At 69.2% G+C, this 14768-nt stretch carries 13 protein-coding genes; 9 read left to right on the top strand and 4 right to left on the bottom strand.

What is annotated here, in order from left to right; translation table 11 throughout:
* Nucleotides 1-135: 135 nt before the first annotated feature.
* Nucleotides 136-1065: a LysR family transcriptional regulator gene (locus AAHM41_RS33395; RefSeq protein WP_342240951.1), complete on the bottom strand. Its 930-nt coding sequence runs from the start codon at nt 1063-1065 to the stop codon at nt 136-138.
* Nucleotides 1066-1156: 91 nt separating this feature from the next.
* On the opposite strand from AAHM41_RS33395, the gene AAHM41_RS33390 reads away from it, so the two are divergent.
* From AAHM41_RS33390 to msrP, 8 genes are all read left to right on the top strand, one after another.
* Nucleotides 1157-2167, top strand: coding sequence for a zinc-dependent alcohol dehydrogenase family protein (locus AAHM41_RS33390; RefSeq protein ID WP_342240950.1), 1011 nt, complete (start codon nt 1157-1159; stop codon nt 2165-2167).
* A 109-nt stretch (nt 2168-2276) separates the two neighbouring features.
* The gene (locus AAHM41_RS33385; RefSeq protein WP_342240949.1) at nt 2277-3158 is read left to right on the top strand and encodes a hypothetical protein; all 882 of its coding nucleotides are present in this window, start codon (nt 2277-2279) and stop codon (nt 3156-3158) included.
* 103 nt (nt 3159-3261) lie between these two features.
* Nucleotides 3262-4149 carry an N-acetylmuramic acid 6-phosphate etherase gene (locus AAHM41_RS33380; RefSeq protein WP_342240948.1) on the top strand — a complete coding sequence of 296 codons (888 nt, stop codon included), beginning with the start codon at nt 3262-3264 and terminating at the stop codon, nt 4147-4149.
* A 66-nt stretch (nt 4150-4215) separates the two neighbouring features.
* Entirely contained in the window at nt 4216-5481 is a 1266-nt protein-coding gene (locus AAHM41_RS33375) for an ABC transporter substrate-binding protein (RefSeq protein ID WP_342240947.1), read from the top strand.
* A gap of 94 nt (nt 5482-5575) precedes the next feature.
* Complete coding sequence (locus AAHM41_RS33370; protein WP_342240946.1) at nt 5576-6538, top strand: carbohydrate ABC transporter permease; 963 nt, start codon at nt 5576-5578, stop codon at nt 6536-6538.
* A 3-nt stretch (nt 6539-6541) separates the two neighbouring features.
* Nucleotides 6542-7381 (top strand): carbohydrate ABC transporter permease, encoded by an 840-nt coding sequence (locus tag AAHM41_RS33365; protein WP_342240945.1) that lies wholly within the window; start codon nt 6542-6544, stop codon nt 7379-7381.
* Between the two features lie 512 nt (nt 7382-7893).
* Nucleotides 7894-9096: a pyridoxal phosphate-dependent aminotransferase gene (locus AAHM41_RS33360; protein WP_342240944.1), complete on the top strand. Its 1203-nt coding sequence runs from the start codon at nt 7894-7896 to the stop codon at nt 9094-9096.
* Nucleotides 9097-9243: 147 nt separating this feature from the next.
* Nucleotides 9244-10218, top strand: coding sequence for a protein-methionine-sulfoxide reductase catalytic subunit MsrP (gene msrP, locus AAHM41_RS33355; protein ID WP_342240943.1), 975 nt, complete (start codon nt 9244-9246; stop codon nt 10216-10218).
* Between the two features lie 608 nt (nt 10219-10826).
* Here the strand turns inward: msrP and AAHM41_RS33350 are convergent.
* The 3 genes from AAHM41_RS33350 to AAHM41_RS33340 form a co-directional block, all read right to left on the bottom strand.
* Complete coding sequence (locus AAHM41_RS33350; protein WP_225767141.1) at nt 10827-11717, bottom strand: LysR family transcriptional regulator; 891 nt, start codon at nt 11715-11717, stop codon at nt 10827-10829.
* A gap of 243 nt (nt 11718-11960) precedes the next feature.
* A complete protein-coding gene (trxB, locus tag AAHM41_RS33345) occupies nt 11961-12977 on the bottom strand; it encodes a thioredoxin-disulfide reductase (RefSeq protein WP_342240942.1) in 1017 nt (338 codons plus the stop codon).
* 96 nt (nt 12978-13073) lie between these two features.
* Complete coding sequence (locus AAHM41_RS33340; RefSeq protein WP_342240941.1) at nt 13074-14042, bottom strand: mitochondrial fission ELM1 family protein; 969 nt, start codon at nt 14040-14042, stop codon at nt 13074-13076.
* A gap of 101 nt (nt 14043-14143) precedes the next feature.
* Between AAHM41_RS33340 and AAHM41_RS33335 the strand changes: the two genes are divergently transcribed.
* Complete coding sequence (locus AAHM41_RS33335; RefSeq protein WP_342240940.1) at nt 14144-14644, top strand: Lrp/AsnC family transcriptional regulator; 501 nt, start codon at nt 14144-14146, stop codon at nt 14642-14644.
* The last annotated feature ends 124 nt before the right edge of the window (nt 14645-14768 follow it).

The following is a 14768-nucleotide window of genomic DNA, read 5'->3' as shown; positions in this document are numbered from 1 at the left end:
GGGGGCGGGGTCTGCGCGCGTCCGCGCGCGAATGCGTTGGGGAGCCTCGCGCTGGTCGCTCCGTCATAGCTTAGGCGCGGCTCGATTCGATGGAACCCCCTCCCCCTAACCCCCTCCCGCGAGGGGAGGGGGGACTCACTGACTTGCGGCCAGCGCCTGCGGCATCGGCACCACCGTCGGCGCCAGCCGCTGCCGCAGCGCAGCCTCGAGATGGTCGACCGCGCGGTCCAGCCGGCCGAGATGCGGCGCCCGCACCACGCTGATGGCGAAGTCGAAGCGGAAGCCGGGCAGGTCGATGCGGCGCAGCTCGTCCCGCGCGGTGAAGGGCGCGCAGCGGCGCGACGGCAGCACGCCGAGCCCGAAGCCGGAGCGGATCAGCGATTGCTGGATCGCCAGGTCGTGCACCTCGGCCGAGATCCTGAGCTCCAGCCCCTCCCGCGCGAACAGCGCCTCGAGCGCCGGCCGGACGTCGCAGGAGTCGCGCGGGCTGACCACCCAGTCGCAGGCGGCGAGGTCGGCCAGGGACGGCCGGCGCGGCAGGGCCAAGCTGCGGGCGCCGACCACCACCAGCTTCTCCTGCCCCACCACCCGGCCGGGATAGGGCGCGGCGCTCTCCTGCAGCAGCACCACCGCGGCGTCCAGCCGGCCGCGGTCGAGGTCGGCCAGCAGAGTGTGCGCCAGCCCGCCCGTCAGGCGCAGCGACAGCCGCGGATAGCGCTGCCGCAGGTCGCGCAGCATCGTGGCGAAATCCACCTCGGCGAAGGCGTGCAGCACGCCGATGCCCAGGCGCAGCGGCCCCTCCGGCTCGGCCGTCCCGCCGGTGCCGGCCTTGAGGTCCTGGACGGCCGACAGGATGGCGCGGCAGCGCTCCAGCGCGGCGAGCCCGGCCGGGGTCAGCCGCGGCGGCTTCACCCGGCGGTCGAGCAGGGTGGCGCCGAGATGCTGCTCCAGCCGCTGGATCTGCCGGGTGACCGCCGGCTGCGTCAGCGGCAGCCGCTCCGCCACCCGCTGGATCGAGCCGGTCTCCGCCAGCAGCACGAAGGCGCGCATCTCGTCCAACATCATGCTGATCCATCATGAAGTTTCTGAAAACAATGAATTTGAAGACTAGCGAAGGCCGAGCGATGTCTCCAGCGCAACATCCTGGAGATATGCGATGAAGGCGTTCGTGATCGAAGAGGGGTTCGGCCTCGACCAGCTGCGACCGGTCGAGCGGCCGGTGCCGGAGCCGCGGCGGGGCGAGGTGGTGCTGCGGATGCGCGCCGCCTCGCTGAACTACCGCGACCTGGAGATCGTGCGCGGCAACTATCACGCCGGTTTCGATCTGCCGATGGTGCCGCTGTCCGACGGCGTCGGCGAGGTCGCGGCGGTGGGCGAGGGCGTCACCCGCGTCAAGGTGGGCGACCGGGTGGCCACGACCTTCTGGCAGGGCTGGATCGCCGGCGATTTCGAGGGCATCGAGCGGGCGGTGCCGCTGGGCGGGCCCGGCCCCGGCGTGCTGGCGGAATATGTCCGGCTCGACGCCGAGGGCGTGGTCGCGGTGCCGGAGCACCTGACCGACGCGGAGGCGGCGACCCTGCCCTGCGCCGCGCTGACCGCCTGGACCTCGCTGGTCGCCGAGGGCGGGCTGAAGCCCGGCGACACCGTGCTGGTCCAGGGCACCGGCGGCGTCGCCGTCTTCGCCCTGCAATTCGCCGTGGCCGCGGGCGCCCGGGCGATCGTCACCTCCTCCAGCGACGAGAAGCTGGAGCGGGCGCGGGCGCTCGGCGCTGCCGGCACCGTGAACTACCGGACGACCCCGGACTGGGATTCGGCGGTGCGCGGCCTGACCGGCGGCCGCGGCGTCGACCACGTCATCGAGGTCGGCGGCCCCGGCACCTTCGCCCGCTCGCTGGCGGCGATTCGCACCGGCGGCCAGATCAACGTGATCGGCTATCTCGGCGGCATGTCGGCCGAGATCAACCCGGTCGCGATCATGTTCCGCCGCGCCCGCATCCGCGGCATCCCGGTCGGCTCGCGCGACAGCTTCGAGGCGATGAACCGGGCCATCGCCGCCACCCGACTGCGGCCGGTGATCGACCGCAGCTTCCCCTGGACCGAGGCGCGTGAGGCCCTGCGACATCTCGAATCAGGCCGGCATTTCGGCAAGGTGGTGCTGGCCTTCTGACGGGCCGGGCGCCGCCCAGCGGAATTGTCACAATTCAAGGGGTTGGCAGGCGCGGCTGGATGACTAGGTTCGGTGGAAAGCGACCAGTCCCCGGAGAGACAGCCCGCCGATGCCGCGGACCTGCCACACCTTTTGGCTGACTTTCGCCGCCGCTGCCGCGCTGCAGTCGGCGGCGATGCCGGCTGCCCAGGCGTGGTCCGACCGGGACTACGGCGCCGCACCGGCACCGCTGCCGCCGATGCCGGGCTTCCTCGCCGAGGCCGGCGTCACCTTCGACATTCCCGCCGATCCCATCCCGGTTCCGCGACCGAACCGGCTGAACCCGGGGCTGGACGCGTCAGGCGCCTATGTCGGCTTCGATCCCGGCATCTCCACGGTCACCGGCCAGCGCGACCTCGAGGGCGCCGGCTCGGTCGGCGCGGCGCTGCAGTCGCAGGCCCCCGGCTTCGTCGCCATGACCGGCGTCACCTTCGACATCCCGGCCGATCCCTATCCCGGCTTCGCCCAGCGCTGGGACCGGACGGATATGGCGCAGCGCGCCGCCACCGGCAAGGCGCAGGCCAGCCTCGGCCTGACCGACCTGCCCTGGTTCGTGCCGTTCTGGCAGTCGGCCCGGGTCGAGGCCAGCTTCGACCCGCAGGCCGGCGAAGGCACCGGGCAGCTGGCGGCGGTGCTGTCGCGCGCCTGGTCGTTCATCGGTCTGTCCGGATCGTTCGAGGACCGCTACGCCGTGACCCGCGGCGGGCTGCTCGGCCCCGAGGCGCCGGTCACCAGCTGGGAGATCGACCGCAACACCCGGCTGGAGTTGCCCTGGCACAGCACCGCACTGCTGCTCGGCGGTCAGGTTTCCAGCACCGACCGGCGCCTGACCGGCAGCGTCGGCGCCGAGCAGACGCTGTTCGGCCCGCTCAAGGCCAGCGCCGCGCTGGTCGACCTCGGCAGCGACCAGCCGGGCGTCAAGTTCACCGCCGGATTCTCCTTCAGCTGGTAGGCCGCGGCGGCCCTCCGGGCCGGTCTCCACGATCGCCTTGCGCTGCGCGGTCAACTCTGAGAGAGTGGTCTAGACCACTCATCCACGCCGGCGATCGAGACGCATGGGAACCGAGACCGCATCACGCCGCTTCAGGGGCATCGACGCCTGGGAGGATGCGGAGATCCTCGACGCGCTGCTCGAATCCCAGCTCGCCGCCGTGGCCTCGGTGCGGCCGGCCCTGCCGGCCCTGGTCGCCGCCGCCGCCGAGGCGGTGCCCCGGCTGCGCCGCGGCGGCCGCCTGGTCTATGCCGGCGCCGGCACCTCCGGCCGGGTCGCGGCCCAGGACGGGTCGGAGCTGTTCCCGACCTTCGGCCATCCGCAGGACCGGCTGGCCTATCTGATCGCCGGCGGCGCCACGGCGCTGAGCCGGCCGGTGGAGAACGCCGAGGACGACGCCGATGCCGGCCGGGCCGAAGCCGCGGCGCTGCGCCTCGGCCCCGACGACGTGGTGATCGGCATCGCCGCCAGCGGCGGCACCCCCTACACCCGCGCCGTGCTGCAGGAGGCCGCCCGCGCCGGCGCCCTGACCGTGGCCGTGGCCTCGAATCCCGGGGCGCCGATCTTCGGCGATGCCGCCCATGCCGTGCTGCTGGCGACGGGGGAGGAGCCGATCGCCGGCTCGACCCGGCTCAAGGCCGGCACGGCGCAGAAGGTGGCGCTCAACCTGTTCTCGACCCTGGTGATGACCCGGCTCGGCCATGTCTATGACGGGCTGATGGTCGACATGCAGCCGACCAACGCCAAGCTGAACGACCGCTCGGTGCGCATGCTGCGCGCCATCGTGCCGGTCGACGAGGCGGCGGCGCGGTCGGCGCTGGATGCGGCGGGGCAGAACGTCAAGCTGGCCGCCCTGGTGGCGCTGGGCGACAGCGCCGAGGATGGGCGCCGCCGCCTGGATGCCGCCGGTGGCGATCTCCGTCGCGCCCTGGCGGCGAAGCCAAGTTCCTAGAGAGACAGCGGGCGGGCCGCCGCCCGCGAGCAACGGCGAAACGCCGAACAGAGGAGGCAATTGCACATGTCCCATTCATTCCTGCGCGGGGCGTTCCTGGCCGGGGCGGCGTTCGTCGCCCTCGCCGGCCAGGCCCTGGCTGCCGACGCGACCCTGACCATCGAGAGCTGGCGCAACGACGACCTGAAGGTGTGGCAGGACACCATCATCCCGGCCTTCGAGAAGACCCATCCGGGGATCAAGGTGGTGTTCTCGCCCACGGCGCCGACCGAATACAACGCGGCCCTGAACGCCAAGCTCGAGGGCGGCACCGCCGGCGACCTGATCAGCTGCCGGCCGTTCGACCCTTCGCTGGCGTTGTTCCAGAAGGGCTACCTCGCCCCGGTCACCGACCTGAAGGGCATGGACACCTTCTCCGACGTGGCCAAGAGCGCCTGGATCACCGATGACGGCAAGACGCTGTTCTGCGTGCCGATGGCCTCGGTGATCCACGGCTTCCTGTACAACAAGGACATCTTCGCCGCCGAGGGCCTGACCCCGCCGAAGACCGAGGCCGAGTTCTACGCCCTGCTCGACAAGATCAAGGCCAAGGGCGAGGTCGCGCCGCTCGACATCGGCACCAAGGACCAGTGGGAGGCCGCGACCATGGGCTTCCAGAACATCGGTCCGAACCTGTGGAAGGGCGAGGAGGGCCGCAAGGCGCTGATCGCCGGCACCCAGAAGTTCACCGACAAGCCCTATGTCGAGGCCTTCGAGGAGCTGGCGAAGTGGAAGCCGTACCTGCCGGAGGGCTATGAGGCGCAGGCCTATCCGGACAGCCAGAACCTGTTCACCCTCGGCCGCGCCGCGATCTACCCGGCCGGGTCCTGGGACATCGCCGCCTTCAACGCCCAGGCCGATTTCAAGATGGGCGCCTTCCCGCCGCCGGTCGAGAAGGCGGGCGACAAATGCTACATCAGCGACCACACCGACATCGCCCTCGGCCTGAACCCCAAGTCCAAGAATCCGGAGGCCGCCAAGGCCTTCCTGGAGTGGCTGGCGACGCCGGAATTCGCCGACATCTACTCGAACACGCTGCCGGGTTTCTACACGCTGTCGAACCACCCGGTGACGATCAAGGACCCGGTGGCGGCTGAGTTCCTGAGCTGGCGCAAGACCTGCGAATCCACCATCCGCAACTCGTACCAGATCCTGGGGCGCGGCACGCCGAACCTGGAGAATGAGCTGTGGAACGTCTCGGCCCAGGTGCTGAACGGCACCATGACGGCGCAGCAGGCGGCGGACAGCATCCAGAAGGGTCTCGACTCCTGGTACAAGCCGGCCGCCAAGTGATCTGATCCCCGGCGCGGGACGCGCGGGCCCGGCCAGTCCGGACCGCGCGTTCCCGTGCCTCGTTTCCAGCCGCCCGTACTCATAGGCTGTTCGCATGGCCAGCACCCAGACCGTCGTCCTCCCTCGCGCCCAGATCGCCGGCCGCCGCGGCCGCTTCCCCTGGCACATAGTCGTCTTCCTGGCGCCGGCGACGCTGATCTACACCGTTTTCATGGTCTACCCGCTGCTCGACAGCCTGCGGCTCAGCCTGTTCACACGGGACGATGCGGGGGTGGAGAGCTTCGTCGGGCTGGCCAACTACGCGGCGCTGTTCTTCGACCCGCAATGGGCCGACCGGTTCTGGAACGCGCTGGGCAACAACGTCCTGTTCTTCGCCGTGCACATGCTGGTGCAGAATCCGATCGCGATCGGCCTGGCGGCGCTGCTGGCCCTGCCCAAGCTGCGCTTCACCAACACCTACCGCACCCTGATGTTCACTCCGACGCTGCTGTCGGTGGTGATCATCGGCTTCATCTGGAAGCTGATCCTGTCGCCGACTTGGGGCGTCGCCAAGTCGATGCTGGGCACGGTCGGCCTCGGCTCGCTGTTCGCGCCCTGGCTGGGGCAGGAGAACAGCGCGCTGATCACCCTGGCCCTGGTCTCGGTCTGGCAATGGGTCGGCATGCCGCTGCTCCTGACCTATGCCGCGCTGCTCAACATCCCGGAAAGCCTGACCGAGGCGGCGCGGGTCGACGGCGCCGGGCAGATGACGATCTTCTGGCGCATCAAGCTGCCGCTGATCTGGCCGACCATCGGCATGGTCTCGATCCTGACCTTCGTCGGCAACTTCAACGCCTTCGACCTGATCTACGTCTCCCAGGGGGCGCTGGCCGGGCCGAACTTCGCGACCGACATCCTCGGCACCTTCTTCTACCGCACCTTCTTCGGCTTCCAGCTGCAGCTGGGCGATCCGACCATGGGCGCCGCGGTGGCGACGGTGATGTTCCTGATCATCCTGACCGGCGTGATGACCTATTTCTACGTGGTCCAGCGCCGGCTGCAGCGCTACGAGCTCTGACCGATGGCCAACCGTTCCCCCCGCCTCTCGGCCGCCGCCGTCCACGCGGTGCTGCTGGTCTACACCGTGATCGCGCTGTTCCCGATCGTCCTGGTGCTGTTCAACGCGTTCAAGTCGCGCAAAGCGATCTTCAGCGCGCCGCTGATGCCGCCGACATCGGACACCTTCAGCCTGATCGGCTTCGACACGGTGCTGACCCGGTCCGATTTCGGCCTGTATTTCGGCAACAGCCTGACGGTGACGCTGGCGACCCTGTTCCTGGTCGTGTTCCTCGGCGCCATGGCCGCCTGGGCGCTGTCGGAATACAGCTTCAAGGGCAACGCCGTGCTGGCGCTGTACCTCGCCGTCGGCATCATGATTCCGATCCGGCTCGGCACCGTCTCGATCCTGCGCCTGATCGTGTCGCTCGACCTGATCAACACGCTGGCGGCGCTGATCCTGGTCTACACCGCGATGGGGCTGCCGCTGTCGATCTTCATCCTGTCGGAGTTCATGCGCCAGATCCCGAAGGAGCTGAAGGATTCCGCGCGCTGCGATGGGGTCGGCGAATACCGCATCTTCTACCGCATCATCCTGCCGCTGGTGCGGCCGGCGCTGGCCACGGTGGCGGTCTTCACCATGGTGCCGATCTGGAACGACCTGTGGTTCCCGCTGATCCTGGCGCCGGGCGACGGCACCCGCACCATCACCCTCGGCGTGCAGCAATTCGTCGGCCAGTACGTCACCGACTGGAACGCGGTGCTGGCCTCGCTGACGCTGGCGATCATCCCGGTGCTGATCCTCTACGCCTTCTTCTCCCGCCAGCTCATCGCCGGCCTGACCCAGGGCGCGGTGAAGGGGTAGGGGTTTTGCCAAGAGCTGCCCTTCTCGTCATGGCGAGGAGCGCAGCGACGTGGCCATCCAGGAGGCGGGTGCCGCTGGATGGCCACGCCCCTTCGGGGCTCGCCATGACGGTTGTTGGTTCGGTTCTGGATGGAGACTCCGCCCCCGGTTCGCGCAGCGGCTATCGAGTTTGCCGTCTTTGAACGCTGGGCGGAGGCAGCTCGTTGTCCGTGCCCCACGAGAGCAGCCAACGCCGCATCTCCTCATGCGGGATGTAATAGCCGGCATCGAGCTGGGCTCTGGCCTCCGCGACGGCGGCGCGCAGGGCAGCCGTATCGGGATCATCGGCTGGCGGCGGTAGCGAATTCTCCATCAGGTAAGTGTAGACCGCCGTAGCCTTCGATGCCACGGAGGGAACTGCCCTCCGCGCCCGGCGCGGGCGCGGTGCCGAATTTTCGCAGGGCTTTCGGCTTGTCGGCAGACGGCGGGCGGCGCTACCGTCGCCCGCCTCCACTTTCCCGGGATCCGGAACCATGGCCTTCCTCGCCGCCTCGCTCGCCCGCGTCAAGCCGTCGCCGACCATCGCCGTCACCACCAAGGCGGCCGAGCTGAAGGCCGCCGGCCGCGACGTCATCGGCCTCGGCGCCGGCGAGCCGGATTTCGACACGCCGGACAACATCAAGCAGGCGGCGATCGCCGCGATCCAGGCCGGCAAGACCAAATACACCGCGGTCGACGGCACGCCGGAGCTGAAGAAGGCCATCGCCGCCAAGTTCCTGCGCGAGAACGGCCTCAGATACGAGACCAGCCAGGTCACCGTCGGCACCGGCGGCAAGCAGGTGCTGTACAACGCCCTCTTGGCCACGCTGGACCCGGGCGACGAGGTGGTGATCCCGGCGCCCTACTGGGTCAGCTACCCCGACATGGTGCTGCTGTGCGGCGGCACGCCGGTGCCGGTGGTCTGCCCGGCGGAGCAGGGCTTCAAGCTGCAGCCGGCCGATCTCGAGGCCGCGATCACGCCGAAGACCAAGTGGCTGATCCTGAACTCGCCGTCGAACCCGACCGGCGCCGCCTACAGCTTCGCCGAGATGAAGGCGCTGACCGACGTGCTGCTGCGCCACCCGCATGTGCATGTCCTGACCGACGACATGTACGAGCACCTGGTCTATGACGACTTCAAATTCGTCACCCCGGCCCAGGTCGAGCCGAAGCTGTACGACCGCACCCTGACGCTGAACGGCGTGTCCAAGGCCTATTGCATGACCGGCTGGCGCATCGGCTACGCCGCCGGCCGGCCGGACCTGATCAAGGCCATCGCCAAGGTGCAGAGCCAGTCGACCTCGAACCCGTCCTCGATCAGCCAGGCCGCGGCGGTCGAGGCGCTGAACGGCCCGCAGGATTTCATCCCGCGCCACAACGTGGTGTTCCAGCAGCGCCGCGACCTGATCGTGTCGATGCTGAACCAGTCGGCCGGGCTGACCTGTCACCGGCCGGAAGGTGCCTTCTACGTCTTCCCGTCCTGCGCCGGCACCCTCGGCAAGAAGACCCCGGACGGCAAGGTGATCGAGACCGACGAGGATTTCGTCACCTATCTGCTCGAGGCCGAGGGCGTGGCGGTGGTGCAGGGCTCGGCCTTCGGCCTGGCGCCGTTCTTCCGCATCTCCTACGCGACGGCCACCGAGGCGCTGCAGGACGCCGGCGAGCGCATCCAGCGCGCCTGCGCCGCGCTGCGCTGAGGCTGCTCCTCGCGGGACCGGCGCCGGGATGCGTCCCGGCGCCGCTGGCCCGCGCCGCGACGTCGCGGTAACGTCGGCCTGCCTGGCTGCGAACTACGGGTGAGACCGCATCGCGGTCGGATGGTTCGGGTCAAGGAGGACAGGCCGATGCTGATCAAGCGCAATCCGGGGTGGCGGATCCCCGAAAGCCGGGCGACGCCGGAATCGGTATATCTCGACCGCCGGCGACTGCTGCAGGCGATGGGCCTCGGCGCCGGCCTCCTGGCCACCGCCGGCGCGGCGCTTGAGCTTCGCCCGGCCCGCGCCGCCGACCCGGACCCGACCGCCGGCCTCTATCCCGCCAAGCGCAACGATCGCTATGCGCTCGACCGGCCGCTGACGCCCGAGCAGGACGTCACCACCTACAACAACTTCTACGAATACGGCTCCGACAAGGACATCTGGGAGGCGGCACAGGAGCTGAAGATCCGCCCCTGGACCGTCAAGTTCGAGGGCATGGTCGAGCAGGAGCGGGAGGTCGACATCGACACCCTGATCCGCGCCATGCCGCTGGAGGAGCGGCTGTACCGCCACCGCTGCGTCGAGGCCTGGTCGATGGCGGTGCCCTGGACCGGCTTCCCGCTGAAGGCGCTGGTCGACTACGCCAAGCCGCTGTCCTCGGCGAAATATGTGCGCATGCAGACATTCCAGAACGACGAGGCGCCCGGCTTCGGCCAGGTCTTCTACCCCTGGCCCTATGTCGAGGGCCTGACCATGGCCGAGGCGACCAACGACCTCGCCTTCATGGTCACCGGCCTGTACGGCAAGCCGGTGCCGCGCCAGAACGGCGCCCCACTGCGGCTGGTGACGCCGTGGAAATACGGCTTCAAGTCGATCAAGAGCATCGTCCGCATCGGCTTCACCGACGAGCGGCCGGTCAGCTTCTGGGAGCAGCTGCAGAGCAGCGAGTACGGCTTCTGGGCCAATGTGAACCCGGAGGTGCCGCATCCGCGCTGGAGCCAGGCGATGGAGCGGGTGCTGGGCACCGGCGAGCGGGTGCCGACCCTGCTGTACAACGGCTACGGCGAATATGTCGCCGACCTCTATAAGGGGCTGGAGAACAGCGAGCGCCTGTTCACCTGACCGGCGCGGGCGGTCTCGGCAGGGGGGACGCCACCCCCTTTATGCAATGGGATCATGGCATCGGCCGCAGCCGGACCGTGGTCCTGTGGCCGCGCCCCGGATTCTGCACAAAAAAAGGGCCGGAAACGCGTTCCGGCCCGAGTCAAACAGGGAGGCTTCACGTCTGGGAGACGCAAGGAGCCGGCAGTGCCGGACCCTTGTTCTGCTGCGCTGCAGCACGAACGCTCTTAAGATAGGCATTCTGTGAGCGAATGGTAACCAGTTTCTACCAATGCTTTTATGCGCGCATTGCATAGCTCGCCGTGAGGCATGCAGACCCTAGGAAATCCGCCACTTTTCCAGGTGCTTTTGCACAGATTTCAGACATTTGTCGTCTTTTTCTCAGGTTCAAGGCCTGGAAATGCGGGCGAAAGGTCCTACAAGCGAGGCGTGCGCTCCTGGTGATGCCATTTTCCGGCACGGCCGCGAGTGCCGTCGCGCGTTCCCCACACCGTCGTGGCGAGGCGCGCAGCACCGTGGCCATCCTGGGATCGTGCCGCTGGATGGCCACGCCCCTTCGGGGCTCGCCATCATGACGATGGTTGGTGGCGCAAGCCCGGCCGGAGGCGTCAGAACTTGCTCTCGGCCACCTTGCGGACGAGGAAGTCGCGGAACACCGAGATGCGCTTGGAGTGGCGCAGCTCCTCGGCATAGACGAAATAGGCCTCGGTGGTCGGGCCGGTCACCTCGGGCAGCACCCGCACCACGTTCAAGGTTGGGTCGACCATGAAGTCGGGCAGGGCGGCGAGGCCGAGGCCGCTGCGCACCGCGCGGTAGATGGCGTACTGGTTGTTGACCCGGAGCGCGATCTTGCGGCCGCCCGGCGGCGGGCTGCCGACATGGGCCAGCCAGTTGATGTCGGCGATCGGCCCACGCGCATCCTCGCCATAGATGATGATCGAATGCTTGTTCAGGTCGTCCAGCGTCTGCGGGATGCCGTTGCGCTTGAGATAGTCGACCGACCCGAAGATGTGGATCTTCACCGTCATCAGGTGGCGCTGGATCAGGTCCGGCTGGCGCGGCGGGGTCATGCGGATCGCCACATCGGCCTCGCGCATGCCCAGGTCCAGCTCTTCGTCGTCGATCAGGACGGTCAGGTCGATGTCCGGATAGGCGGTCAGGAACTCGCGCACCCGCGGCGTCAGCCAGGTCGAGCCGAAGGCGACGGTGGTGGTGATCTTCAAGGGGCCGCGGGCGTGGTCCTTGCTCTCGCTCAGCTGCGCCTCGGTCATCGACAGCTTGGCGAAGACCTCGCGCGCGGTGCGGAACAGCAGCTCGCCCTGCTCGGTCAGGATCAGGCCGCGGGCATGGCGGTGGAACAGCGGAACCTTGAGGCTCTCCTCCAGGGCGCTGATCTGGCGGCTGACCGCCGACTGGCTGAGGTTCAGCTTCTCGCCCGCATGGGTAAAGCTGCCCGCGTCAGCGACGGCGTGGAAAACGCGCAGCTTGTCCCAGTCCATTCTCCGGCACCCGTTCGTTTCTTGCGCGGGCGACAAGGGCGGGATGGTCGATATACCAGCGCTCGGCGTCGCGCCTGCGAATCACACTATATACACTATGAGGGGCACCATCGACCCAACGCAAGCAAAGCTTGGGCCGATCGGGAACACTATTTCATCCGGATTTCACCGATAGGGGGGATGTCCCCCCTATCGTCATCGCCCTTATCAAAGGCGGCGTCGCGATCTGCCCGAACGGGCGGGTCAGCCCGCGGCCGCGGCGGGCTCGGCGACCGGGCGGGTGTCGCGATCGGCGATTCGCGCCAGATGGCCGGTGCCGGCATGCTCGGACAGGAAGCGCTCGGCCTCCAGCGCCGCCATGCAGCCCATCCCGGCCGCGGTCACCGCCTGGCGGTAGACCCGGTCCTTGACGTCGCCGGCGGCGAACACGCCGGGGATGTCGGTCGCGGTCGAATCCGGCGCGGTCAGGATGTAGCCGTCGGCATCCATGCGGACATGGCCCTTGAACACCGCGGTCGCCGGGTCGTGGCCGATGGCGACGAAGACGCCGTCGGCCGGCAGCACCGTCTCGGCCCCGGTCTTGGTGTCGCGCAGCCGGGCGCCGGTCACCGTCTCCGGCGTGCCACCGCCGACGATCTCCTCGACCGTGTGGTTCCACACCACCTCGATCTTGGGATGGGCGAACAGCCGGTCCTGCAGGATGCGCTCGGCGCGCAGCTGGTCGCGGCGGTGCACCAGCGTCACCTTGGTGGCGTGGTTGGTCAGGTACAGCGCCTCCTCGACCGCGGAGTTGCCGCCGCCGATCACCGCCACCTCCTTGCCGCGGAAGAAGAAGCCGTCGCAGGTGGCGCAGGCGGAGACGCCGCGGCCCTGGAAATGCTGCTCGCTCGGCAGGCCCATCCAGCGCGCCTGGGCGCCGGTGGCGATGATCACCGAATCGGCCTCGTAGACCGTGCCGGAATCGGCGGTGCAGACGAAGGGCCGGCGCGAGAAGTCGACCTCGGTGATCAGGTCGAACTCCAGCCGGGTGCCGCAATGCCGGGCCTGGGCCTCCATCTGCTCCATCAGCCAGGGGCCCTGGACCACGTCGGCGAAGCCGGGATAGTTCTCGACATCGGTGGTGATGGTCAGCTGCCCGCCGGGCTGCAGCCCCTGCACCAGGATCGGCTCCAGATTGGCGCGCGCGGCATAGATCGCGGCGGTGTAGCCGGCCGGGCCGGAACCGATGATCAGGACTTTGGTGCGATGGGTGGCCGGCATGGGGCGACAATCCGCTCGAGGGGAACTGTCACCGATAGATAGCCACCGGCGGCGGCCGGGGCAAGGCGACGCGGACCAGCGCTGCAAGCGCAGCGGTCAGGCCTGGTCGAACAGCGCCCGCACCCGCTCTGCCGCCCGGGCGGTGTCGTCGAGCGGCGTATAGGCCCACTGCTCCAGACGGCCGGCGAAGGGGCGGGTGATCCCGGCGGCCGCCAGCGCGTCGTGGAAACGGCGGTGCTTCGGCGCCAGCCCGGCCCAGTTCACGACATGCACCGGCTTGCCGGTGGTCGCCGCCTCCGAGGTCATGTTGATGCTGTCATTGGTGACGATCACGGCATCGGCCAGCGCCAGGAAGCCGAAATAGGGGTTCGCGCCGGTGCCGTGCCAGATCCAGGCCGGCAGCCCCGCCAGCGCTTGGCGCAGCGCCGTGGCCTCGCCCTCCGGCGTGCGCCGGCTGGTGGTGACCATCAGCCCGACTCCGCTGCGCGCCAGATCGGCCAGCTGGCCGGCGAGTCGCGCGACCGCGCCCTCCGGCACCGCCACCGACTTGCTGCTGCCGCCGATCAGCACCGCGGCGCGTGGTCGCGGCAGGCCGCCCAGCACCGGCTCCCATTCGGCCGCGGCCGCGGCGAGGCGGGCCGGGGTGACGAGGTTCAGCGCGCCGCTGGTGGCGCAGACATTGGGTGCTTTCAGTCCGTCGTGCCGGGGCGTCACGATCAGATCGAACCGTCGCGGGTTGACGCCGGGACGAAATATTTGCACAAGGCGCGTCCGATGACCGCTGGCCCGCTTCACCGCAAGGGCGGGATACACGCTCTGCCGGCCGGCTGCGATCAGCAGGTCGGGCCAGGGCGGCCCGTCCAGCCCGAAGCCGGCGGCGGGCCGAACGGGATCGAGAAGCCGATGCCAGCCTTGGCGAGCGCCGAGTCGGATGACCTCCGGGACGATGCCGAGCGCCTCCGCCAGGCCCAGGCACTGGTTCTCATTCGCCGGGCGGCCATCCGACACCACCCACACCCGCAGGGAGCCGATGCTGCTCGTCCCCGCGCGCGGCGCCGCGCTCATCCTGCCAAACCCTCCCCGCGAAACAGGATTGCGCTTGCGCCCGGCGAAAGTCCGGCAATATCCTTGCGCGTAATCACGGAAGTCCTTTCATGAGAGAACCCATGCGCCGTGTGAAGCTCGACCGCATCGACCGCCGCATCCTCCGCGACCTCCAGGACGACGGCCGCATGACGAATGTCGAGCTGGCGCGACGCGCCGGCATCTCCGCCCCGCCCTGCCTGCGCCGCGTCCGGGCGCTGGAGGAGGCGCATTACATCCGCGGTTACCACGCCGACATCAACCCCGAGGCGCTGGGCTTCGGCGTCACCGTCTTCGCCCAGGTCGGGCTGACCAGCCAGGCCGAGGCCGATCTGCGCAAGTTCGAGGAGCTGGTCGGCAGCTGGCCGCTGGTCCGCGAATGCCACATGCTGGCCGGCGAGACCGATTTCCTGCTGAAGATCGTGGCCGAGGACTGGGACAGCTACCAGCGTTTCCTGACCACCCAGCTGACCTCGGCGCCGAACGTCAACCACGTCAAATCGGCCCTGGCGATCCGCACCGCCAAGCTGCTGCCGGGCGTGCCGATCGACGTCGACGCCAAGGACCATCATCGCGAGGAGTGATCCGGCCGGATCGCGCCAGACTCCTCTCGCTCCCCTGACTGGATTCACATCCTCTCTTAAGTCCCCCCTCCCCTTGCGGGAGGGGGGCAGGGGGAGGGGTGTGGGGGGGGGGGCGCCGCGCGGG

This window comes from Inquilinus sp. OTU3971 (assembly GCF_038440215.1).
Note: the sequence above shows the minus strand (reverse complement) of the source record. Positions and strands in the feature narration are given on the sequence as shown.